19 protein-coding genes and 1 pseudogene are annotated in these 23,361 nt (G+C 69.8%); 11 read left to right on the forward strand and 9 right to left on the reverse strand.

Going from position 1 to position 23,361, the window contains the following annotated elements:
• The first annotated feature begins 70 nt into the window (after positions 1-70).
• Positions 71-1,111 (forward strand): LacI family DNA-binding transcriptional regulator, encoded by a 1,041-nt coding sequence (locus tag OHA61_RS05285; protein WP_406301921.1) that lies wholly within the window; start codon positions 71-73, stop codon positions 1,109-1,111.
• 28 nt (positions 1,112-1,139) lie between these two features.
• Here OHA61_RS05285 and OHA61_RS05290 read toward each other — a convergent pair whose 3' ends face one another.
• On the reverse strand, positions 1,140-3,929 hold the full coding sequence (locus tag OHA61_RS05290) for a glycosyl hydrolase (protein ID WP_406301922.1): 2,790 nt from the start codon (positions 3,927-3,929) through the stop codon (positions 1,140-1,142).
• Between the two features lie 242 nt (positions 3,930-4,171).
• On the opposite strand from OHA61_RS05290, the gene OHA61_RS05295 reads away from it, so the two are divergent.
• The 4 genes from OHA61_RS05295 to OHA61_RS05310 all read left to right on the forward strand — a co-directional run bounded on the left by OHA61_RS05295 (position 4,172) and on the right by OHA61_RS05310 (position 8,879).
• Positions 4,172-5,476, forward strand: a complete 1,305-nt coding sequence (locus OHA61_RS05295; protein ID WP_406301923.1) for an extracellular solute-binding protein — start codon at positions 4,172-4,174, stop codon at positions 5,474-5,476.
• A 94-nt stretch (positions 5,477-5,570) separates the two neighbouring features.
• Positions 5,571-6,527 (forward strand): carbohydrate ABC transporter permease, encoded by a 957-nt coding sequence (locus tag OHA61_RS05300; protein ID WP_406301924.1) that lies wholly within the window; start codon positions 5,571-5,573, stop codon positions 6,525-6,527.
• Positions 6,524-7,432, forward strand: coding sequence for a carbohydrate ABC transporter permease (locus OHA61_RS05305; protein WP_406301925.1), 909 nt, complete (start codon positions 6,524-6,526; stop codon positions 7,430-7,432). Before OHA61_RS05300 ends, OHA61_RS05305 begins: the two co-directional genes overlap by 4 nt.
• A 46-nt stretch (positions 7,433-7,478) precedes the next feature.
• The gene (locus OHA61_RS05310) at positions 7,479-8,879 is read left to right on the forward strand and encodes a GH1 family beta-glucosidase (protein ID WP_406301926.1); all 1,401 of its coding nucleotides are present in this window, start codon (positions 7,479-7,481) and stop codon (positions 8,877-8,879) included.
• Here the strand turns inward: OHA61_RS05310 and OHA61_RS05315 are convergent.
• Entirely contained in the window at positions 8,851-9,735 is an 885-nt protein-coding gene (locus OHA61_RS05315; protein ID WP_406301927.1) for an oxygenase MpaB family protein, read from the reverse strand. The genes OHA61_RS05310 and OHA61_RS05315 overlap by 29 nt on opposite strands.
• 146 nt (positions 9,736-9,881) lie before the next feature.
• On the opposite strand from OHA61_RS05315, the gene sph reads away from it, so the two are divergent.
• From sph to OHA61_RS05330, 3 genes are all read left to right on the forward strand, one after another.
• Positions 9,882-10,868, forward strand: a complete 987-nt coding sequence (gene sph, locus OHA61_RS05320) for a sphingomyelin phosphodiesterase (protein ID WP_406301928.1) — start codon at positions 9,882-9,884, stop codon at positions 10,866-10,868.
• 78 nt (positions 10,869-10,946) lie between these two features.
• Positions 10,947-11,867, forward strand: coding sequence for a cation diffusion facilitator family transporter (locus OHA61_RS05325; protein WP_406301929.1), 921 nt, complete (start codon positions 10,947-10,949; stop codon positions 11,865-11,867).
• A 145-nt stretch (positions 11,868-12,012) separates the two neighbouring features.
• Positions 12,013-13,077, forward strand: a complete 1,065-nt coding sequence (locus OHA61_RS05330) for a S1 family peptidase (RefSeq protein ID WP_406301930.1) — start codon at positions 12,013-12,015, stop codon at positions 13,075-13,077.
• Between the two features lie 120 nt (positions 13,078-13,197).
• Here OHA61_RS05330 and OHA61_RS05335 read toward each other — a convergent pair.
• A pseudogene (locus OHA61_RS05335) lies at positions 13,198-13,588 on the reverse strand (Appr-1-p processing protein).
• Positions 13,589-13,707: 119 nt separating this feature from the next.
• On the opposite strand from OHA61_RS05335, the gene OHA61_RS05340 reads away from it, so the two are divergent.
• Positions 13,708-14,439 (forward strand): MerR family transcriptional regulator, encoded by a 732-nt coding sequence (locus OHA61_RS05340; RefSeq protein WP_406301931.1) that lies wholly within the window; start codon positions 13,708-13,710, stop codon positions 14,437-14,439.
• Positions 14,440-14,460: 21 nt separating this feature from the next.
• On the opposite strand, the gene OHA61_RS05345 is transcribed toward OHA61_RS05340, so the two are convergent.
• The 5 genes from OHA61_RS05345 to OHA61_RS05365 all read right to left on the reverse strand — a co-directional run bounded on the left by OHA61_RS05345 (position 14,461) and on the right by OHA61_RS05365 (position 20,933).
• Complete coding sequence (locus OHA61_RS05345; RefSeq protein ID WP_406301932.1) at positions 14,461-16,635, reverse strand: 3-hydroxyacyl-CoA dehydrogenase NAD-binding domain-containing protein; 2,175 nt, start codon at positions 16,633-16,635, stop codon at positions 14,461-14,463.
• A 144-nt stretch (positions 16,636-16,779) separates the two neighbouring features.
• Complete coding sequence (locus OHA61_RS05350) at positions 16,780-17,994, reverse strand: acetyl-CoA C-acetyltransferase (RefSeq protein WP_406301933.1); 1,215 nt, start codon at positions 17,992-17,994, stop codon at positions 16,780-16,782.
• 22 nt (positions 17,995-18,016) lie between these two features.
• The gene (locus OHA61_RS05355) at positions 18,017-19,159 is read right to left on the reverse strand and encodes an acyl-CoA dehydrogenase family protein (protein ID WP_324983760.1); all 1,143 of its coding nucleotides are present in this window, start codon (positions 19,157-19,159) and stop codon (positions 18,017-18,019) included.
• Positions 19,156-20,310 carry a CaiB/BaiF CoA transferase family protein gene (locus OHA61_RS05360; RefSeq protein WP_406301934.1) on the reverse strand — a complete coding sequence of 385 codons (1,155 nt, stop codon included), beginning with the start codon at positions 20,308-20,310 and terminating at the stop codon, positions 19,156-19,158. The genes OHA61_RS05355 and OHA61_RS05360 overlap by 4 nt, the downstream gene beginning before the upstream one ends.
• Before the next feature lie 176 nt (positions 20,311-20,486).
• Positions 20,487-20,933 carry a hypothetical protein gene (locus OHA61_RS05365; RefSeq protein WP_406301935.1) on the reverse strand — a complete coding sequence of 149 codons (447 nt, stop codon included), beginning with the start codon at positions 20,931-20,933 and terminating at the stop codon, positions 20,487-20,489.
• A 127-nt stretch (positions 20,934-21,060) separates the two neighbouring features.
• On the opposite strand from OHA61_RS05365, the gene OHA61_RS05370 reads away from it, so the two are divergent.
• Positions 21,061-22,260: a saccharopine dehydrogenase family protein gene (locus OHA61_RS05370; protein WP_406301937.1), complete on the forward strand. Its 1,200-nt coding sequence runs from the start codon at positions 21,061-21,063 to the stop codon at positions 22,258-22,260.
• A 17-nt stretch (positions 22,261-22,277) separates the two neighbouring features.
• On the opposite strand, the gene OHA61_RS05375 is transcribed toward OHA61_RS05370, so the two are convergent.
• Complete coding sequence (locus OHA61_RS05375; protein WP_406301939.1) at positions 22,278-22,976, reverse strand: endonuclease V; 699 nt, start codon at positions 22,974-22,976, stop codon at positions 22,278-22,280.
• Between the two features lie 76 nt (positions 22,977-23,052).
• Here OHA61_RS05375 and OHA61_RS05380 point away from each other — a divergent pair, with 76 nt between their 5' ends.
• Positions 23,053-23,352 (forward strand): YciI family protein, encoded by a 300-nt coding sequence (locus tag OHA61_RS05380; RefSeq protein ID WP_406301941.1) that lies wholly within the window; start codon positions 23,053-23,055, stop codon positions 23,350-23,352.
• Positions 23,353-23,361: the final 9 nt, after the last annotated feature.

The raw sequence follows: 23,361 nt of genomic DNA on the forward strand, positions 1-23,361 counted from the left end.
AGCCGATCGCCGGGACCGGATATCCTGGACGTCCCACGCGGCTGAATGACGCAGACGAGGAGCTCCCGCCTTGCCCGAGCAGACCACTGGCTCCCGCCCCACTCTGGAAGCCGTCGCCGCCCGCGCCGGTGTATCCCGGGCCACGGCATCGCGGGTCGTCAACGGCGGCGCGGGGGTCAGACCGCCGCTGGTCGACAAGGTGCGCCAGGCGGTCGAGGAACTCGGATACGTACCGAATCACGCGGCCCGCACGCTGGTCACCCGGCGCAACGGTGCGATCGCGGTGATCATCGCCGAGCCGGAGTTCCGGATCTTCTCGGACCCCTTCTTCGAGCAGCAGGTGCGGGGCATCAGCCGTGAGCTGGCGGCGTACGACTCCCAGCTGGTGCTGCTGTGGGTGGAGGGTCCCGGGGACTACGACCGGATCGCCCGCTATCTCGGCGGCGGCCATGTCGACGGCGCGCTGGCCTTCTCGCTGCACAACGACGACGAACTGCCCTCCATCATCCGCCGGGTGAAGGTCCCGACCGTGTTCGGCGGCCGCCCCGGCTGGCCCGGCGCCGCCGCCGGGTCCGCCGTCCCCTATGTCGACTGCGACAACCGCGGGGGCGCCCGCGAGGCCGTGCGGCATCTCGTCTCTCTCGGCCGCGAGCAGATCGCGCACATCGCGGGCCCACGCGACCAGACCTCCGCGACGGACCGGATCGACGGGTACCGCGACGTTCTGCTGGACGCCGATCCCGGTCTTGTCTGCCAGGGCGACTTCACCGCCGAGAGCGGCGCCCGGGCGATGGCCGAGCTCCTCGACCGCCGCCCGGAGCTGGACGCCGTCTTCGCCGCGAACGATCTGATGGCGTCGGGTGCCCTGCAGACACTGCGGGAGCGGGGACGGCGGGTGCCGGAGGATGTGGCGCTGGTCGGTTTCGACGACATGGCCTCGGTGGTCGAGTCGACCGATCCTGCGCTGACGACGATCCGTCAGGACATCGAGGGCATGGGCCGGTTGATGGTCCGGCTGCTGATGCGCGTGCTGAACGAGGGCGAGCCGGGCTCCGGCGCCCCCGCCTCGGTGATCACCCCGACGACACTGGTGCGGCGGGCCTCGGCCTGAGCGATCGGGGCCCGCCGTACACAGAGCATCAGCTGTAGGGGATCACCAGTACGGACTTGTCCGTGCCGGTCTGGAGCTTGCTGGTGCCGTTGCCGATGGCGCTCCACACCTCCAGCCGTACGGTGCCGCCGCTCAGGTTGCCGAGGCTTCCGGTCGCCGCCTTCAGCCCTCGTGACTGCGCGTACTCCTCCCAGCCGGTGACCGGATCGGTCGCGAAGTACTGATAGGTCTCCGCCCGGTCGAAGGTGCCGTCGCCCGTGAAGTCGTAGCTGATACGGGCCTGCTGGCCGAGGCCGACCGTGGTGCCCGCGTCCAGCTGGAGGCGGAACGCGGTGGCCGCGCCCGGGGTGAGGGTGCCGTTGACATCTCTGATCTCGTAGACGAGCGGCTGATGCGGGGTGCCGTCGTAGTTCGCGCCGCCCGCCGAGGCGATCGTGTCGCTGCCCGCCGTGCCGTCGGTCGCGGTCGTGAGCACTCCTCCCGTACGGAGCCGGAAGGTGTTGCCGGTCGGCGGCTCGGGGTCGGGATCCGGGTCCGGGTCCGGGTCGCCTCCCCCGGTCCCCGTGCCCGTCGCCGTCGAGCGCGCCGGGACGGCGAGCGTCTTGCCGTCGGAGAAGGTCACCGTGCGGGCCGTGGCGCCGTAGTTGTGCGCGGCATAGGTCCGTTCGGTGCCCTTGGTGAACACGGCGGAGCTCGGAATGTCCCCGGTCACCGTCGCGTCGGGGGCGCCGAGCGTGTCCAGTGTCGTGAGCCAGTGGTAGGTGTGCGCCTTGGACTCGCCCTGCTCGGGGGTGTAACCGGTGTTGCCCGCGTCCCACTTGGCCTTCGCGGCCGCCGGGTCGGCGAAGGACTGGAACTCCCACAGGATGTCCCGCCATTCGACGGCCGGGCCGCCGTTCTCCCGTTCCATCTCGGCGATATTGCGGCGGATCGCGGCCTTGTCGCCGCCCAGGTGGAGTGAACCGCCCGTCACCGGAAGGGCGTTGATGCCGTGGATCTCCTCAGGGTTGGCGGTCCACCAGGTGGCGTACGCGGCCCCGCTGCCCCACACCATGCCGGCCGTGTCATGGCCGAAGGAGGACGGGAAGACCTGCTCGTCGGCGTCGAACCAGTACTGGGCGATCGCCTCGGACTCGGTGGTGAGCAGATACGTGCCGAGGTCGCGCAGCGTGTTGTCGCCGGTCGCCGATCCCCACAGCACGAGGCCCGCGCTGAGGTTGGTGGACTCCGAGGACGACTCCTGGTTGTTGCCCGCGGCGAAACCCTGGTGCCCGGAGGCCCAGCTGTGGCCCGCGTACACGTCGAAGCCGCGCAGGAAGGGGAAGGCGGTGTCGGTGCGGCTGGGGTTGGCCGCGTCCCGCACCAGTGTCTTCACCATGCCGCCCCAGGCGGAGTCGGCGGCCCATGCCTGGTCGTACTGGGCGACGACGGCAGCCGCGTAGACGTAGTAGCTGTAGTGGAAGTGGTGGTCGTTGAGCTCGGTGTCGCTGCCGTACGAGGCCGGGTAGCCGGTGAGCGTCTTCCAGTCCTTGTCGTACGAGAACTCGTTGCCGCCCCCGGTGGTGAACCAGTCCTGGAGCTTGCCCTTCATCAGGCCGATGAGCTTGTCGCGGGTCGCGGTCTCGCCGATCTGGTCGGCGAGCGGCACGAGTTGGGCGAGCTGCCCGAGCACCTTTCCGGTCCAGTAGGTGTCGGTGTAGTCCTTGAACGGGTTGGGATCGTTCGCGACCTGGTCCAGATAGCCCTTGAGCCGGGCCTGGTCGACGGCACTGGTCTTCGGCAGTGCGGGCAGGACCGCCGACGCCTTCTGGCTGGTGGTGAAGGAGGCCGCCTCGCGGACCTTCATGGTGCCGCGGGGCGAGACGTAGGTGTACGCGGTGAGCGGGTCGGCGGTGTGCAGCCACTGGTGGCGGTAGAGGGCCTGGAGCGTTCCGCGCTCGGTGCCCTCCTTGGCCTCGGTGGTCAGGCTGTAGGTGGCCTGGACGGTGCCGCCGGTGTAGTTCCAGGTGGCCCTGGATCCGGTGACGAAGCTGTAGGCGTACTTCTTGTACGTCGCGAGCGCGTCGGTGGAGGGCAGCACGGCGAGCGAGAAGTAGTCCTTGGCGCCGAGGCCCGCGGTGATGGTGGAGCCGGAGACGGTCCAGTCGCTGCCGGTGGGGGCGAACAGCGCGTAGTGGTGGCCCGCGACGGTGATGCCGAGGACATTGCCCTGGTCGGCGAAGACGGCGGGCGAGGCGGCGGTGGTGATCTGTGCGTTGCCGCCGGAGCCCTTGGCGTATACGAACGGCAGGCCGTGGCCGATGGTCGTGCGCAGGGTGCGGGTGCCGTCCGACCAGTAGGGGGTCACGGTCCAGTCGGACCAGTCGTCGGCCTTGGTGTCGGGCGAGTTGAGGCCGCTGAGACCGAGAGTGAGGTCCCGCTTGTGCGCGTACTCGTACTGGCGGCCCTCCCCGACGATCGCCGGGGCTGTCGGATAGCCGATGTCGAGTCCGCCGGCGGTGGCCTGGTAGGTGAGCGGGTGGCCGTACATGGGGGTGGAGTACGGGTTGTCGCCGTAGCGCTGGAAGGCGAGCGAGGACCACCAGTCGTTGGTGGGAACCGGCTTGTCCTTGGCTGCGGGGGTGACTTTGGGGGTTACCGGCGCACCGGTGTTGGTGGTCGGTCCTGACGTACCGGCGGGGCGGGTGTCGGAGTAGCTGCCAGAGCCTACGGGGACGGTTGCGGCCGCCGCCGGGGTGGCGGCCGGGCCCAGGCCGAAGGCGGCCAGGGCGGTGACCAGGACCAGCGCGGCAGCTGGTCCTGTGCGGGTGGCTGGCATGGACGGCACCTCGAAGTCATCACGGGTAAGGGCGTCCGAGAGCGCTCTCAGATGCCATGGAACGTAAAACTCCTGAAACAGAAGTGTCAATAGGCGGGACACAGGCGGTAGTTGGCGGCCCACCCAACCTGTTATGTGTTCGGGACTTGACGGGGCGATCGCCTCCGGGGCACTCTCCAGTCGCAGATCTGAGAGCGCTCTCAACGGCGTCCTCGCTCCACCGAAGCCAAGGGAGGCTTCCCATGCCCATCGCCCGAGCCGCCAAAAGGGCCACCGTCCGCCTGAGTGCGGTCGCGCTCGCCGGGGCACTGCTCGCCGCCTGTGGATCCGGCTCGTCCGGCGGATCCTCCGACAGCGCGGGCGGCAAGGTCACGCTCACCGTCGACCTGTTCGGATCCTTCGGTTACAAGGAGGCCGGGCTGTACGCCGAGTACGAGAAGCTCCACCCGAACATCAAGATCAAGCAGAGCGACACCGAGGACGAGCAGGACTACTGGAAGTCGCTGCAGACCCGGCTCGCGGGCGGTGGCGGCCTCGCCGATGTGCAGGGCATCGAGGTGGGCCGGATCGCCGCCGTCACCCAGCAGCAGGCCGACAAGTTCGAGGATCTGAAGAAGTACGGCGCCGACAAGCTCAAGGACCAGTTCGCAGAGGCCAAGTGGTCGGCGGCGACCGGCAGGGACGGTCAGATCCTGGGCCTGGGAACCGATGTCGGCCCGGAGGCCATGTGCTATCGGACCGACCTCTTCAAGCAGGCCGGTCTGCCCACCGACCGCACCCAGCTGGCGGCCAAGTGGTCCACCTGGGACGGCTATCTGGCGCTCGGCAAGGAGTACAAGAAGAAGGCCCCGGCCAAGAGCGCCTGGGTGGACAGCATCGGCAGCCTGTACGCGATCATGGTCGGTCAGCAGAAGGAGCGGTACTACGACGCCTCCGGAAAGCTGATCTACGAGAACAACCCGGCGGTCAAGGCCGCCTGGGACGCCTCCACCGATGCCGCGCAGGCAGGCCTGAGCGCCAAGCTCGACCAGTGGTCACCGCAGTGGAACCAGGCGTTCTCGGCCGGCTCCTTCGCCACCATGCCCTGCCCCGCCTGGATGCTCGGCTACATCAAGGGCCAGGCCGGTGACGCCGGCAAGGGCAAGTGGGACGTCGCCAAGCTGCCCGAAGGCGCGGGGAACTGGGGCGGTTCGTATCTCTCGATCCCGCGTGCGGCCGAGCACAAGAAGGAGGCCTACGAGCTGATCCAGTGGCTCACCGCCCCCGAGCAGCAGGCCAAGCTCTTCACCAAGCAGGGCAACTTCCCCTCGTCGACCGGTGCCATCGCCAAGGTCGCGGCTGCCAAGGACCCGTACTTCTCCGACGCCCCGATCGGCCAGATCTTCGGCGACGCCGCCAAGGCCGCGCCGGTCCAGGTCCTCGGGGTGCACGACAAGAACGTCGCCGACCAGATCACCAACGCGCTGAGCGAGGTCGAGCGCAAGGGCACCTCGCCCGACAAGGCCTGGTCGACCGCGAAGAAGAACGTCGAGAACGCGACCGGCTGACCCCGCCTCCACCCGCTCCGGAGGCCGGTCCTCGACACCCGGCCGGACCGGCCTCCGGTTCCACAGCCCGTACCGACTCTCGAAGGGCCGCACAGTGACCCTCACCGCCACCGCGAAGCCGGTGTCCCCGAAGCCGGGGGCCCGGCCGTCGGCCGCGCGCAGGACCTGGCGCACGCTCTCGCCGTACGCCTATATCGCCCCGTTCTTCACCCTCTTCGCCGCCTTCGGTCTCTTCCCGCTGATCTACACGGCCTTCGTCTCGCTCTACCGCGTCGAGCTGCAGACCCCCGGCGAGATGGAGTGGCGGGGACTGGGCAACTACACCGCCCTCTTCGGCGACGAGATCTTCTGGACCGCGCTGCGCAACACCTTCACCATCGGAGTGCTCTCCACCGTCCCTCAGCTGGTGATGGCGCTCGGTCTGGCGCATCTGCTCAACTACCGGCTGCGCGGCCGGACTTTTCTGCGTACGGCGATGCTGCTGCCGTACGCGACGAGCGTCGCCGCCGCGACCCTGGTCTTCGCGCAGCTCTTCGGCCGCGACTTCGGACTCATCAACTACGTACTGGGCCTCGTCGGCTTCGACCCGGTGGACTGGCAGGCGGGCACGGTCTCCTCGCAGATCGCCGTCTCCACCATCGTCATCTGGCGCTGGACCGGCTACAACGCGCTGATCTACCTGGCGGGCATGCAGTCCATCCCGAGCGAGCTGTACGAGGCCGCTGCGATGGACGGCGCCTCACGCTGGCGGCAGTTCATCCATGTGACCCTGCCGGGGCTGCGTCCCACGATCCTGTTCACGGTCGTCGTCTCGACGATCGGCGCGACCCAGCTGTTCGGTGAGCCGCTGCTGTTCGAGGGCTCCATCTCCGGCGGTATCTCGCACCAGTACCAGACGCTCGGTCTGTATATGTACGAGCAGGGCTGGGGCTTCTTCCATCTGGGCCGGGCCGCCGCCATCGCCTGGGTGATGTTCCTGCTGATCCTGGTGCTCGTCGGGGTCAACGCCCTGATCGCGCGCCGCCGCTCGAGCAAGGAGGCCGGCCGATGACCGCGCTCGCCGCCCCGCCGACAGAGCCGCCCACCACGGGCGGCCGGCCCGCGCGGTCCCCGCACCGCAGGAGGAACCGGGCCGGGCGCACGATGCAGGGCGGCAGGCTCGCGTACGCGATGCTGATCCTCGCCGTGCTGATCTCGGCGTTCCCGTTCTACTGGACGATCGTCGCCGCCAGCCGTTCCAACGCCGATCTGGCGAAGGTGCCACCGACACTGCTGCCCGGGCCGAATCTGTTCCGCAACTTCGAGGCGGTGGTGGAGGAAGCCGATATCGGCAAGGCGCTGCTCAACTCCTTGATCGTCTCCGGCTCGATCACCGTGGGCACGGTGCTGTGCTGCACGCTCGCCGGTTTCGCCTTCGCCAAGCTGCGCTTCCGCGGCCGCGGCGCACTGCTGGCGGTCACGGTCGGCACGATGATGATTCCGCCGCAGCTCGGTGTGATTCCGCTGTTCATGCTGATCGCCGAGCTGCAGTGGGTGAACCAGCTGCAGGCCGTGATCCTGCCCGGCCTTGTCTCCGCTTTCGGGGTGTTCTTCATGCGGCAGTACCTGGTGCAGTCGCTGCCGGACGAGCTGATCGAGGCGGCCCGGGTCGACGGCGCGTCGACCGCCCGGATCTTCTGGTCGATCGTGGTGCCCATCGCCCGGCCCGGTATGGCGGTGCTCGGGATGCTGACGTTCATGGCCGCGTGGAACGACTTCTTCTGGCCGATCGTCGCCCTCTCCTCGCAGGAGCCGACCGTCCAGGTCGCACTGCGCCAGCTCGGCGGCGGCTATGTCCACGACCAGTCCGTGATCATGGCCGGGACCCTGCTGGGCACCCTCCCCGTGCTGCTCGTCTTCGGTCTGCTCGGCCGGCAGATCGTCGGCGGCATCATGCAGGGCGCCGTCAAGGGCTGACCGGTCTCCCCCCACCGCCACCTCACTTCCTGGGAGTTCTTTCCTTATGACCGCACTCGACGCACGCCCCGGCACGACGACGACGCGACGCTTCCCGGCCGGTTTCCGCTGGGGCACCGCCACCGCCGCCTACCAGATCGAGGGCGCCGCCGCGGAGGACGGCCGTACTGCCTCCATCTGGGACACCTTCAGCCGCACGCCCGGCAATGTGCGCAACGGCGACACCGGTGACATCGCCGCCGACCACTACCACCGCATGCGCGAGGACGTCGCGCTGATGGAGCAACTCGGCGTCACCGACTACCGGTTCTCCGTCGCCTGGCCGCGGGTCCAGCCGACCGGGCGCGGTCCCGCCGTGCAGAAGGGCCTGGACTTCTACCGGCGGCTCACCGACGAGCTGCGGGACGCGGACATCCGGCCCGTCGCCACGCTCTACCACTGGGATCTGCCGCAGGAGCTTGAGAATGCCGGCGGCTGGCCCCAGCGCGAGACCGCGCAGCGCTTCGGCGACTACGCCGGGATCATGGCCGATGCGCTCGGCGACCGCGTCGCGACCTGGACCACGCTGAACGAGCCGTGGTGCGCGGCCTTTCTCGGCTACGGCTCCGGGGTCCACGCACCGGGGCGCACCAGCGCGAGCGCCTCGCTGCGTGCCGCGCACCACTTCAATCTGGCGCACGGCTGGGCGGCGCAGACTCTGCACGCGGCCCTGGCGTCGAGAACCGAGATCTCGCTGACGCTCAATCTGCACGCGGTGCGAGCGCTCACCGACTCGGAGGCGGACCAGGACGCCGCCCGCCGCATCGACGCCGTCGGAAACCGGATGTTCCTCGACCCGGTCTTCCACGGCCGCCTTCCGCAGGACCTGGTCCGCGACACGGCCGCGGTGACCGACTGGTCCTTCGTCCGGGACGGCGATCTCGAGGTCGTCTCCACGCCGATCGACTCACTGGGCATCAACTACTACTCCCCCACGGTCGTGGCCGCCGGTACCTCGGACGCGCCCTCGCCGTGGGCCGGTGCCGAGGAACATGTGCGCTTCATCCCGGCTCCCGGCCCGCGCACGGCCATGGACTGGCCGGTCGACGCGGAGGGTCTGTACGAGCTGCTGATCCGGCTGCGGGACGATCTGCCGGGTGTGCCGCTGGTGATCACCGAGAACGGGGCCGCCTACGACGACTACGCCGACCCGTCAGGCGACGTCCACGACCCGGAGCGGGTGGAGTACGTGCGCACCCATCTCGCCGCCGTGCACCGGGCGATCGCCGACGGCGCGGATGTGCGCGGCTATTTCCTGTGGTCCCTGCTCGACAACTTCGAGTGGGCGTACGGCTACAGCAAGCGGTTCGGCATCGTGCATGTCGACTTCGCGACCCAGCGCCGTACGTTCAAGGACAGCGCCCGCTGGTACGCGGATGTCATCGCACGCGGCGGACTGACCGGCTGAGTCCGGCGGCGCGCCGCGCCTCGCGCGCGATCGGGAGGTAGCGCAGCCGCTCGGGGAGTACGGGAACCACGGCCCGTACGACCCGGGCGAATCTGCGCAGTGCGCGCTCCTGCTCCGCGGTCCACTGCAGACCGATCGCGTCGCGCGCCTCGGGCGGCATCAGCCCGATGGTGAGGAAGCGGCGGAAGCGGACGAACGACGGAAGCAGCATCGGCCACAGCATCGCGAGCAGCACTCTGACGGGCCGCGGCCCGCGGTCGGGCGGCGGCAAGGTCACGTCGAGGGCGACCAGTTCGCGTACGACGGCCGTCTCCTCCACCTCCTCGGCGAGCCTCTTGCGGAAGTACGGCCAGAACTCCTCGACCGTCTGCGGCATGTCCCGCTCGTGGATGCCGAGGATCCGGCCGACCTGGAGCCACTCGGCGTACAGTTGCTGCTCCTGCGCCGCGGTGAGCGGGCGCGCCAGATAGCGCAGCGCATACCGGAAGACGGGGAAGCCGGTGGCATGGACCCAGGAGTAGCACTCGGGATCCAGGGCCCGGTACCGGCGGCCGTGGGAGTCGGTGCCCCGGATCGGCTTGTGGAGCTCGCGGAGCCTGCGCCCCTCCTCGGCCGCCGCCTCACCTCCGTACACCCACAGCTGGAGCGATCGAAGGGAGCGCTCGCCGCGGCCCCAGGGGTCGGTACGGAAGACGGAGTACTCGTCGACGCCCGCGGCGACGGCCGGGTGGGCGACCTGGAGGGCGAGGGCGGCGGGCAGCATGAGCAGCTCGCGGATGTCGCCGACGACGGACCACAGCACTCCGCCGGGCGGTGGTGGCAGGGGATCTTTCGCGGCCCCGGTCATGCTCACCATCGTAGTGTCGCGATCCGGGCGGTGGGGAGTTGGTGTGATCGTGCGGTTGTGGAAAGAAAGTGGGCACCTGGTCATTACCAGGAGGTAACTCTGGCTGATTTGATGTGCCGCGCCGGTCGTACCCCCCACCTGAATCGGGAGTTCCTGTGCCGCACTCCGTGCTCCGCCGTATCCCTGGCGCAGCTCTGTCCACCGCGCTCGCCGCCGCCGTCCTGACCGGGACGGCTCCGGCGGCTTCCGCCGCCGAGGCGGCGACCCCGCCCCTGAAGGTGCTGACGTACAACACCTTCCTCTTCAGCAAGACGCTGTACCCCAACTGGGGCCAGGACCACCGGGCCGCCGCGATACCGGCGACCTCGTTCTTCCAGGGCAAGGACGTCGTCGTGGTCCAGGAGGCTTTCGACAACTCCTCGTCGGACGCGCTCAAGCAGAAGGCCGCCGCCCAGTACCCGTACCAGACCCCCGTGATGGGGCGGAGCAAGGACGGCTGGGACGCCACGGGCGGTTCGTACTCGGCCACGACGCCCGAGGACGGCGGTGTCGCGATCCTCAGCAAGTGGCCCATCGTGCGCAAGGAGCAGTACGTCTACAAGGACGCCTGCGGTGCCGACTGGTGGTCCAACAAGGGCTTCGTGTACGTCGTGCTCAATGTGAACGGCACGAAGGTCCATGTCGTGGGCACGCACGCGCAGTCCACCGACCCCGGCTGCGACGCTGGCGAGGCGGCGCAGATGCGCAGCCTCCAGTTCCGGGCGATCGACGCCTTCCTGAACGGCAAGAACATCCCCGCCTCCGAACAGGTTCTGGTGGCGGGCGACTTCAATGTGGACTCGCGGACGCCGGAGTACAACACGATGCTCACGGACGCCGGGCTCACGGGGGCGGACACCCGCACCGGGCACCCGTACTCCTTCGACACCGAGCAGAACTCGATCGCGAACTACCGCTACCCGGACGACCCGCGCGAGGACCTCGACTACGTCCTGCACCGTGCCGGGCACGTGAAGCCGGCCGGCTGGACCAATGAGGTGATCAAGGAGCAGAGCGCGCCCTGGTCGGTCTCCAGCTGGGGCAGGACGTACACGTACACCAATCTCAGCGACCACTACCCCGTGATCGCGTCGGGGCAGTAGTCGCGAGCCGTTCGCAGCTGGTCAGAGGCCGCTCTTCGGCAGTGGCTGCAAGGTAGTTGATGTGTCACGGTGGTGACCATGACGGGGTTCGGACACGTCCATGGTCACCACCATCACGCTCCGCACGACCGCATCGACGCGGCCCTCGAAGGGTCCGTGCAGGGGCTGCGCACGCTGTGGTTCTCCTTCGGTGTGCTCGCCGCGACCACCGCCGTCCAGGCGGTGATCGCGGCCGCCTCGGGCTCGGTGGCGCTGCTGGGCGACACCGTCCACAACGCGGCCGACGCGCTCACCGCGCTGCCGCTGGGCCTCGCCTTTCTCCTCGGCCGCCGGGCGGCCACCCGCCGCTACACCTACGGCTTCGGACGTGCCGAGGATCTGGCAGGCGTCTTCGTGGTGCTGGTGATCGCCGCGTCCGCCCTCTTCGCCGGGTACGAGGCGCTGCGACGGCTGTTCGAGCCGCAGGAGGTCAGCCATCTGGCCGCGGTGGCCGGGGGCGCGCTGGTGGGGTTCGCCGGCAATGAGTGGGTCGCCCGGGCCCGCATCCGGACCGGCCGCAGTATCGGTTCGGCCGCGCTCGTGGCCGACGGACTGCACGCCCGCAGCGACGGGTTCACCTCTCTGGCCGTACTGCTGGGCGCGGGCGGAGCTGCACTCGGATGGCGGTGGGCCGATCCGGTGACCGGGCTCGCGATCACCGGGGCAATCGCCCTGGTACTGCGCGGTGCGGCCCGTGAGGTCTGGCACCGGCTGATGGACGCGGTCGACCCCGCGCTGATCGACGAGGCCGAGGACGCGTTGTCCCATGTCGAGGGCGTACGGGCCGTGGGGACCGTCCGCATGCGCTGGCTCGGGCACGGGCTGCGGGCGGAGACCTCCATCGTGGTCGACCCCGCGCTGACGGTGATGCAGGCACATAAAGTGGCGTTGGCCGCCGAGCACGCCCTGATGCACGGGGTCCGGCGGCTGAGCACGGCCACCGTGCAGATCCATCCCTGACCCCCCTTGCCGGGAGGGTGTTCCGGTATTCCCGCACTCCTGCGTACATGACAGGGCCATGTCACATCGAACAATCGGATTGCTTCATTCCGCATCACTTCTCGGCACTCCCCCACAGCGCACTCGCACGAAGGAGAAGCCCCCCATGAGACGCACGCTCCGCGCGCGCATCTGCCTTTCCCTCCTCATCTCCCTGCCCGCCGTCGGCCTGGGCTCGGGCACCGCAGGTGCCGCCCCGGAACCCACACCGGGCGTCACCGCCTCCGCCTCCCAGTACGCCATCGACAGCAGCCTCGAACGCTCACTGGACGACGACAACAGCGCCGGGTCGTATCTCGACGCCGCGACGGGCGAACTGGTCGTCACCGTCACCGATTCGGCCGCGGCCGAAGCGGTGAATGCCGCCGGCGCGCGAGCCAAGCTCGTCGAGCGCAGCACGGCGGAGCTCCAGGCCGCCATCAACACCCTTGAAACCCAGGCGAAGATCACCGGCACCTCGTGGGGCATCGACCCCTCCACCAACCAGATCGCCGTCGAGGCCGACCAGTCGGTCTCCGTGGCCGCCATGGCCCAGCTGCGGAAGGTGGGCGCCGGACTCGGCGCGGCCGTACGTATCACGCGCGTGCCGGGCGTCTTCAAGAAGGAGGTGTCGGGCGGCGACGCGATCTACGGCGGGGGCTACCGCTGCTCGGCCGCCTTCAACGTCGCCAGGGGCACGGCCCGCTACTTCCTGACGGCAGGCCACTGCACCAACCTGGCCTACAGCTGGTCGGCGACGTCCGGTGGGGCGCCCATCGGCGTCCGCACGGGCACGAGCTTCCCGACCAACGACTACGGCATCGTCCGCTACCTGCCCGGCCCCCAGCCCGCCGGGAGGGTCAACCTGTACAACGGCACGTACCAGGACATCGTGACCTCGGCCGATGCCATCGTCGGCCAGGCCATCAGGAAGAGCGGCTCGACCACCCATGTGACCAGCGGGAGGGTCACCGCGGTGAACGTCACGGTGAACTACCCCGAGGGGCCGGTCTACCAAATGGTCCGCACCACCGTGTGTTCGGCCGCCGGTGACAGCGGCGGCGCACACTTCGCCGGTTCCGTGGCACTCGGCATCCACTCGGGCAGCTCCGGCTGCTCAGGCACCAACGGTTCGGCGATCTTCCAGCCGGTACGGGAAGCGCTGAGCGTGTACGGCGTGAACGTGTACTGACGCACGACGTGCGATGAGGACAGGCGTGCCCACCGCGGTGGGCACGCCTGCCGCGCCACCGGCGCGAGCGCGCCACGCCGACGGCCCTGCGCCCGGGACGGCGCCCGGGACGGCACCCGGTCACCCCTGATGGTCGTACACGGTGACCGGTATTCCCCGGCCCGTCAGCCGCTGAGCTATCAACGGCTCGACGCGGGACCAATTTCCGCCCGCCAGCCCGCAGCCGATCCTCGGCATATGAACCGAGGCCTCCAACTCGGCGGCCTTCTCGGCGAGCGCGCCGAGGGCGGTGTCGATCGCCTCGTACCGCACCGCCGAGCCCGAAGTCATTGCCCGCACGCTCGCGGTGCCAGCGGCGGTACTCCGCCTCGGGCCCGGGCCACCGGCGCGATATCGCCAGCACGAAGCCCTTGCCCCAACCGCCCAGGTCGTTGCAGACGTGCGCGATCAGCTTCACCCCCTTGCCCCGCGGCGTGGTGGCGTCCCCCCGTACGTATTCGATCTCGAGCATTCATCCACCATAGAGACGGTCACTGACAATCTGTGTTCGTTGTACAGCGCCTTTCACAACAATGGTGAGACAGCAATACTGTTGCACCGGACGGATGTCCAGGAGAGGCGAGGCAGACCATGGCGACCGACACCGAGGAGCCGACGCTCACCGTCGACGAGCTGGCTGCGCGTGCCGGGGTGACCGTGCGGACCATTCGCTTCTACAGCACGCGCGGGCTGCTGCCGCCCCCGGTCATCGGACCGCGTCGCGTCGGGCACTACGGGCAGGGGCATCTGTCCCGGCTCGCTCTCATCGAGGAGCTTCAGCACCAGGGCATGACGCTCGCCGCGATCGAGCGCTATGTGGAACAGCTGCCGCCGGATCTGAGCGCTCACGATCTCGCCATCCACCGTGCGCTGGTGGCCTCCTGGGCGCCGGACTCGGCCGAGGAGGCGACCCGTGCCGAGCTGGAGCGCCGCGCCGGACGGTCGCTCGGCGAGGAGGACATCGACCGGCTGGCGGCGATGGGCGTCCTGGAGCGCGAGGCCGCCGGGGGCGGCTACCGGCTCGACCCCGGACTGCTGCGGCTCGGTGTGCAGTTGCTCGATGTGCCCATCGCGCACGAGACGATCCTCGCCGCCCGTACCGTCCTGCTGGAGCACACCCGCTCGGCAGCGCACGAGCTCACCCGGCTCTTCCGCGACGAGGTGTGGAACCCGTACCGGGAGCGGGAGTCGGACCCCGAGCATGTGGCCGCGATGAAGTCGCTGTCCGCCCATATGCAGCCGATGGTCGTGCAGGCGCTCGTCACCGCCTTTCAGCGGTCGTTGAAGCAAGAGCTGCGGGCCGCGTTCGGCCAGGAGGGCTGAACGCGGCCCGGGCATCGGGCGTCACGCGTCGGTGAAGACCTCGCCGCGCTCCGCCTTCTCGACGAGCAGCGCCGGCGGCTCGAAGCGCTCGCCGTAGCGCTCGGCGAGTTCACGGGCGCGCGCCACGAAGCCGGGCAGCCCGCCCTCGTAGCCGTTGATGTACTGCAGCACACCGCCCGTCCAGGCCGGGAAGCCGATGCCCATGATGGAGCCGATGTTGGCGTCGGCGACCGACGTCAGCACGTTCTCCTCCAGGCAGCGGACGGAGTCCAGAGCCTCGGAGAAGAGCATCCGCTCCTTCATGTCGGTGAAGGGCACATCCACGTCCGGCTTCGCGAAGTGCTCGCGCAGGCCCGGCCACAGTCCGGCCCGCTTGCCGTCCTCGCCGTACTCGTAGAAGCCCGCCCCGCCGCTGCGGCCCGTACGCGCGAACTCGTCGACCATCCTGTCGATCACCGCGTCCGCCGGGTGGCCGGCCCAGGTGCCGCCCGTCTCCTCGACCGCGCGCCTGGTCTCGTTGCGGATCTTGCGCGGCAGGGTCAGCGTCAGCTCGTCCATCAGCGAGAGCACCTTGGCCGGGTATCCGGCCTGCGCCGCTGCCTGCTCGATCGACACGGGGTTGACGCCCTCGCCGACCATCGCCACGCCCTCGTTGATGAACTGCCCGATCACACGCGAGGTGAAGAAGCCGCGCGAGTCGTTGACCACGATCGGGGTCTTGTTGATCTGGCGGACCAGGTCGAAGGCACGGGCCAGCGCCTCGTCGCCGGTGCGCCCGCCCTTGATGATCTCGACCAGCGGCATCTTGTCGACCGGCGAGAAGAAGTGCAGACCGATGAAGTCGGCGGGCCGCGAGACACCTTCGGCGAGCAGGGTGATGGGCAGGGTCGAGGTGTTGGAGCAGAGCAGCGCGTCCGGCTCGATGACGTCCTGGATCTCCTGGAACACCTTGTGCTTGAGTGCGGTGTCCTCGAAGACCGCCTCGATCACGGCGTCGCAGCCCGCGAGATCGGCGGGGTCGGCGGTCGGCGTGATCCGGGCGAGCAGGGCGTCGCGCTTGGCCTCGGTGGTACGGCCCCGGGAGAGCGCCTTGTCGAGCAGCGCCTCGGAGTAGGCCTTGCCCTGCTGGGCCGCCTCGGCCGTCACGTCCTTGAGGACCACGTCGATGCCCGCGCGGGCGCAGGAGTACGCGATGCCCGCGCCCATCATCCCGGCGCCGAGGACGGCGACCTTGCGGACCGGCCGCGGCTCGATGCCCCCCGGGCGGTTGGCGCCGGAGTTGACGGCCTGGAGGTCGAAGAAGAACGCCTGGATCATGTTCTTGGAGATCTGCCCGGTGACCAGCTCGGTGAAGTACCGGGCCTCGATGGTCAGCGCGGTCTCGAAGTCGACCTGGGAGCCCTCGACGGCCGCGGCCAGGATGTTGCGCGGCGCGGGGTACGGGGCGCCCGCCGTCTGCTTCTTGAGGTTGGCCGGGAAGGCAGGAAGGTTCGCCGCGAAGCGCGGGTTGGACGGGGTGCCGCCGGGGATCTTGTAGCCCTTGACGTCCCAGGGCTGCTGGGAGACGGGGTTGGCGTCGATGAAGGCGCGCGCCTTGGCGAGCATCTCCTCGGGCGTGGCGGCGACTTCGTGGACGAGCCCGTTCTCCAGGGCGCGCTGCGGCGAGTACTGCGTGCCCTGCAGGAGCACCTTCAGCAGCGCGTCGGCGATGCCCATCAGCCGTACGGTACGGGTGACTCCGCCGCCCGCCGGAAGAAGTCCGAGCGTGACCTCGGGCAGGCCGATCTTCGAGCCGGGTGCGTCGAGCGCGACGCGGTGGTGGCTGGCGAGCGCGATCTCGTAACCGCCGCCCAGCGCCGCGCCGTTGATGGCCGCGACGACGGGCTTGCCCAGGGTCTCGATACGGCGCAGGGAGGCCTTGATGGCCGTACCGGCGTCGAAGGCCTGCTGGGCCTGCTCGGGGCCGACCTTGATCATGTCCTTGAGGTCGCCGCCCGCGAAGAAGGTCTTCTTGGCAGAGGTGTAGATGATGCCGCGGATCGAGTCCTTCTCGGCCTCGGCCCGCTCGGCGATGACCGCGATCGAGTCCTTGAAGGCCTGGTTCATGGTGTTCGCGGACTGGTTGGGGTCGTCGAGGACGAGGGTGACGATCCCCGTCTCGTCCTGCTCCCAGCGGATGGTGGTGCTCTGGGTCATTGCGAAGTCTCCTGAGGGTGTGGTGAGGACGCGGGCGGACCTGTCGCACGGCGACGGTCACGCAGGCGTCCGCGCGGCTGCGCCGCAGCGGCCGGCGGGCTCGCGCATCGGACGTACGCGTGCCCCGGGAGTGTGCGTGCGGCGCTAGACGCGCTCGACGATCGTGGCGATGCCCATTCCGCCGCCCACGCAGAGGGTGACGAGGCCGTACCGCTTGTCCTGGCGCTCCAGTTCGTCGATGACGGTGCCGAGGATCATCGCGCCCGTCGCACCGAGCGGGTGGCCCAGAGCGATCGCACCACCGTTGACGTTGATCTTGTCCAGCGGGAGGTCCAGATCGCGGGCGAAGCGCAGCACGACACCGGCGAACGCCTCGTTGATCTCGACGAGGTCGATGTCGTCGATCGTCAGTCCGGCCTTGGCGAGTGCCTTGCGGGTGGCGGGCGCGGGGCCGGTGAGCATGATGGTCGGCTCGGAGCCGGAAACCGCGGCCGCGACGATGCGGGCGCGCGGGGTCAGGCCGTAGCGCTCGCCGACCTCCTTCGTACCGATCGCGACGAGCGCCGCTCCGTCGACGATGCCGGAGGAGTTGCCCGCGTGGTGGACGTGGTCGATCTTCTCCACCCAGTGGTACTTCTGCAGTGCCACCGCGTCGAAGCCACCCATGTCGCCGATGCCCGCGAAGGAGGGCTTGAGCGCGGCGAGGCTGTCGGCGGTGGTTCCGGGGCGCATGTGCTCGTCGTGGTCGAGGACGACAAGGCCGTTGCGGTCGCGCACCGGGACCACGGACCTCTCGAAGCGGCCGTCCTTCCAGGCCGCGGCGGCACGCTCCTGGGAGAGTGCGGCGTACTCGTCGACATCGCGCCGGGAGAAGCCCTCGATGGTGGCGATGAGGTCGGCGCCGATGCCCTGCGGGACGAATCCGGTGTCGTAGTTGGTCATCGGGTCGGCGAACCAGGCGCCGCCGTCGGAGGCCATCGGTACTCGGGACATCGACTCGACGCCACCGGCGAGGACCAGGTCCTCCCAGCCCGAACGGACCTTCATCGCCGCCATGTTGACGGCTTCGAGACCCGAGGCACAGAAGCGGTTCTCCTGCACGCCGGCGACGGTGTCGGGCAGTCCGGCCGCGATGGCCGCGATACGGGCGATGTCGGAGCCCTGGTCGCCGACCGGTCCGACGACGCCGAGCACGATGTCGTCGACGGCCGCCGGGTCGAGGCCGGACAAGCGGCCGCGCAGCTCATGGATCAGGCCGACGACGAGGTCGATCGGCTTGGTGCCGTGCAGGGCGCCATTGGCCTTGCCGCGCCCGCGCGGGGTGCGGATCGCGTCGTACACATACGCTTCGGTACTCAAGACAGCAGCCTTTCAATAAGTGTCAGCCGAGAAGGGAACGGCCGATGATTTCCTTCATGATCTCGGTCGTACCGCCGTAGATCGTCTGGATACGGCCGTCCGTGAATGCCCTGGCGACGCGGTATTCGGTCATATAGCCGTAGCCGCCGTGCAGTTGGAGACAGCGGTCGGCGACCCGCTTCTGGAGTTCGGTGGCCCACCACTTGGCCATCGAGGCATGGACCGCGTCGAGTTCCCCGTTCGAGTGATCCACGATGCAGCGGTCGAGGAAGGCACGGGTCACGGCGCATTCCGTGGCCATTTCGGCGATCTCGAAGCGAATGTGCTGCAGCTTGGAGAGCGGCCGCCCGAAGGCCTCGCGCTCCTTGACGTACTGCGTGGTGATCTCCAGGAGATATTCGGCGGCGGCGATCCCGGCGACCGCGATGCCCATCCGCTCCTGCGCGAGATTGGTCATCAGATGGATGAAGGCGCCGTTGAGTTCCCCGAGCAGATTCTCTTTGGGGACGCGTACGTCGTTGAAGAACAGCTCTGCCGTGTCCTGGGACTTCTGGCCGATCTTGTCGAGATTGCGGCCGCGCTCGAAGCCTTCCGTGCCGCGCTCGACGACCAGCAGCGAGAGGCCCTTGGCCCCGCCCTCGGGCGTGGTCTTCGCGACGACGATCACCAGGTCGGCGAGGATTCCGTTGGAGATGAAGGTCTTGGAGCCGTTGAGGATCCAGTGGTCCCCGCGGTCCTCGGCGCTGGTGCGGATGCCCTGGAGGTCGGAGCCCGCGCCCGGTTCGGTCATCGCGATGGCGGTGATGATCTCACCGCTGCAGAAGCCGGGCAGCCAGCGACGCTTCTGCTCCTCGGTGGCGAGAGTGGTGAGGTACGGGCCGATGATGTCGTTGTGCAGCCCGAGCGCGAGTCCGGCCGCGCCCGCGCGCGTGAACTCCTCGGCCAGGACGGCGCTGTAGCGGAAGTCTGCGTTCCCGCCGCCTCCGTACTCCTCGGGCACGGCCAGACCGAGCAGCCCCTGCCTCCCCGCGGCCAGCCAGGCCTCGCGGCTGACGATGCCGTCCTTCTCCCACTGCTCGTAGTGCGGAAGGACCTCCTTGGCGAGGAAGGTGCGCACGGTTTCGCGGAAGGCCTCGTGCTCGGCGGTGAAGATCTGGCGCTTCAACGGTCCTCCTTGGTCAGCCCGGGCTGGTCCTCTTCGGTGAGCCCGGGCAGGTCCCAGTCGCGGGCCACCTCGGCGGTGTCGGCTCCCGGCTGGGCGGGTCCCCGGTACACGGAGCCGGGCGTGGCGGAGAAGCGGGGCGCGGGCGCGGGCTGGGTGATTCCGCCGTGCTCGACGAAGGTCCCGCGAGCCGCGAGATGGGGGTGCGAGGGAGCTTCGCGCAGGGAGAGCACCGGTGCGACGCAGGCGTCCGAGCCCTCGAAGACGGCCGCCCACTCCGCGCGGGTCCTGGTCTTGAAGCGGGCGGCGACGGCGGCGCGCAGTTCGCCCCAGCGGGCGAAGTCCTTACGGGCCGGAGCCTCGTCCTTGATGCCGAGCAGCTCGATGAACTCGTTGTAGAACTGCTGCTCCAGCGCCCCGACGGCCATGTACTGGCCGTCCGCGGTCTCGTAGTTCCCGTAGAAGGGGCAGCCGCCGTCGAGGAGGTTCGCCCCGCGCCGGTCCTGCCAGCCGCCGGCCGCCATCATGCCGTGGATCATCGTCGCGAGATGGGCGGCCCCGTCGACGATGGCCGCGTCCACGACCTGGCCCGAGCCGCCTTCGGTCCGGGCGTGGTGCAGGGCCGCGAGGACTCCGACGACGAGATAGAGCGAGCCGCCCGCGTAGTCGCCGACGAGATTGGCCGGGACGGTCGGCGGCTCGTCGGGCTTGCCGATCATGCCGAGCGTGCCGGTGACGGCGATGTAGGCGATGTCGTGCCCGGCCCGCTGGGCGAGCGGTCCCTCCTGGCCCCAGCCGGTCATCCGCCCGTAGACCAGCCGCGGATTGCGCTCCAGGCACTCCTCGGGTCCGACGCCGAGCCGCTCGGCGACGCCGGGCCGATAGCCCTCGATCAGTACGTCGGCCCGCTCGACCAGGTCGAGGACCCGGGCGCGGCCGTCGTCGGCCTTGAGGTCGACGAGTACGGAGCGCTTGTTGCGGTTGGTGAGGTCGTACGCCGGATCGATCGCGAGCCCCGAGCCGCCGGGCCGGTCGACCCGTACGACATCGGCGCCCAGATCGGCCAGGAGCATGGCGGCGAACGGACCGGGCCCGATGCCCGCCAGTTCGACCACACGCACCCCGGCGAGCGGGCCGTTCCCCGTCGCTGCCATCGAGCCCCCAGCCCTGCCTGTGACACAACTGATGTAACACCAGTGATGGTAAGAACGCGTTCCACCCGGCACAAGGGTCTGGGCCGAGCAAGCGCTTAGAACCGGCCGCAGCCTACACGCGGATTCCGACCGAAATCATGGCTTTCCGGCCCATGCCGTCAGGGTAGGCGGGTCGCTCAGCGCGCCGCGGCGCCTCTCTCCCTCATCTGGCCCGCCGCCGTGCTGACCGCCGTCGACACCTCGTCGGCGCGCGAGAGTCCGGGGGCCAGCCAGTGGTAGGTGCCGACCGCCATGACTCTGGTCCGTGAGCCGTCCGTGCGCCGGATCTCCACCGCGCCGTGCCCCGGCGCGGCGGAAGCGACCTCCGCCAGCGGTATGTGCCGGTCGGTGGCCAGATTGCGGACCACGACCTCGCTGTCGGTCAGGGACACCCGGCGGTTGAAGGCGAGCAGCAGCAGATAGGCGGAACAGGCGATCACCACCCCCGCCATGCCGTACAGCTGGCCCGCCCCCTCGTCGGTGGTCGCGGCGAGCGCCACCAGTGCGGCGCCGGCGACGAGCCCGCACACCCCGAGCGCGGTGTGGAACCACCGCACCAGGCGGTGGGGACGCCATGTACGCATGTCTTCACGCTAGATCCGGCCCTGGGGCCCGGCATGTTACCGATGGGAAACGCATCTTCTTCCCGGGCCCGTTCGCACGCTAGCCTCAGCCACCGACATGACCGCGGGGGCAACGGCGGAGGGGCCATTGAACAGGCAGAACGGGACCGATCGCGCACAGCGCCCGTACGACATAGTGCTCTTCGGAGCGACGGGTTTCGTCGGCGTGCTCACCGCGGAGTACCTCGCGGCGCACGCGCCCGAAGGCTGCCGCTGGGCCGTCGCGGGCCGCAGCCGGCAGAAGCTGGAGCAGTTGCGTGAGCGTCTTGCCGCCAGTCATCCCGGCTGTGCCGGGCTGCCGCTGATCGAGGCGGACGTGAATGATCCCGAGGCACTTCGCCAACTCGCCGAGTCCGCCCGTGTGGTGGCCACGACGGTCGGCCCCTATCTGCTGTACGGCGAGGCGGTGGTCGCCGCGTGCGCGGAGGCCGGGACCGATTATGTCGACCTGACCGGCGAGCCCGAGTTCGTGGACCTGATGTACGTACGCCATGACGCGCGGGCCAGGGAGACCGGGGCCCGGCTGATCCACGCCTGCGGCTTCGACTCGGTCCCGCACGACCTCGGCGCGTACTTCACCGTCCAGCAGCTCCCCGAGGGCGTGCCGCTGCGCGTCGACGGGTTCGTACGCTCCAACGCCACCTTCTCCGGCGGGACTCTCGCCTCCGCGCTGAACGCCATGGGCCGCGGGCGGCAGATGCTGCGGGCCGCGCACGAGCGGCGGCTGCACGAGCCGCGGCTGGTCGGACGGCGGGCCCGGGCTCCGCTCGGCTCGCCGCGGTTCAGCCGCGAGACGGGGGCCTGGGCGCTGCCGCTGCCGACGGTCGACGCGCAGATCATCGCGCGCTCGGCGCGGTCGCTGAAGCGGTACGGCCCGGACTTCCGCTACCGGCACTACGCGGCGGTCCGCACCCTGCCGATGGCGGCGGGTGGTGCCGCGGCCGTCGGGACGCTGTTCGCGCTGGCCCAACTGCCGCCCGCCCGGCGCTGGTTGTCGGAGCGGATCAAGCCGGGCGAGGGTCCGGACGAGCATCGCCGGGCGAAGAGCTGGTTCTCTGTGCGTTTCGTGGGTGAGGGCGGTGGCCGCACGGTGTTCACGGAGGTGTCGGGCGGCGATCCGGGCTACGGCGAGACGGCGAAGATGCTCGCCGAGTCCATGTTGTGCCTGGCCCACGACCAACTGCCCGACACCTCGGGGCAGGTGACCACGGCGGTGGCGATGGGTGACGCGCTGCTGGAGCGGCTTCAGGCGGCGGGCATCCGCTTCCGGGTGGCCGCCACGCGCTGAGAGGTGGAGCGTGCCGATCACGACCCGCCGGTGATCTCCGCGAGTGCGCGCCTGCACAGGCGGTCGGCCAGCCGCGTCGATTCGGGGAGCCGGTAGCGGGACGCGAGGTGGAGGGTGTGCGCGCAGGCGTTGTCGAGCGTCGTGCGGTGGCCGACCGAGACGAAGACCGGCTTGATGTCGTCCTGGGTGCGCAGCGCCCGGCCGACCTCCTCGCCGTCGTCGGCCCGCAGGGCGGCGAAGTCGCCGCGCCGCGGGCCCAGTTCGCCGTAGCTGAAGACGAAGGGGTTCTTGGCGACGCCGATCACGGGAAGCCCGGTCAGCACTCCGAGATGCGAGGCGAGCCCGAAACGGCGGGGATGCGCCCGGCCGTAGCCGTCGCAGACGACAAGACCGGGATCCGACGTGAGCGATTCCAGGACGGCGAGCACGGTCGGGATCTCCCGGAAGGCCAGCAGCCCGGGGACGTACGGGAAGGCCACCCGCCCGACCGCCGTGGCCTCCTCGACGACGGTGAGCGTCGCCGCGTCCAGGACGACGGCCGCCGCGGCGACGACGTCGCGGTCGTCGTCGTAGGCGACATCGACGCCCGTCACGAGGCCGGTGGCGGGCGGCGGCCCCGGCTCGTCCAGGACGACGCGCGTGCGCAGTTCGTCCTGGACGGCCAGGGCAGCGGCCTCGTCGACGGGCCAGTGCGGGGGCGTCTCGATGATCTTCATGGTGACGCCCAGCCTACGACCCGGACGGCTGGGTCCTGTCCGGCCGATCCTGCCGGGCTCGCGTAGCCTGGCGATCATGTTCGTACTGGAATTGACCTACACCGCACCCCTCGAGCGCGTCGACGAGCTCCTCGAAGCGCATGTGGCCTGGCTGGACGCGCTGTACGAGGAGGGCGTGTTCCTCGCGTCGGGACGCAAGAATCCCCGTGACGGCGGGGTGATCCTGGCCGTGGGGGACGACCGCGCGACGATCGAGAAGACCGTGGCGGCCGACCCCTTCACGGTGGGCGGCGTGTGCGAGTACCGGATCACGGAGTTCATCGCGACCAAGACCGCGCCCGAACTCGCTCCGTACCGCCGGCAGTTGCCCTCCTGACGCGATCGC

Source organism: Streptomyces sp. NBC_00885 (assembly GCF_045207475.1).
Taxonomy (GTDB): domain Bacteria; phylum Actinomycetota; class Actinomycetes; order Streptomycetales; family Streptomycetaceae; genus Streptomyces.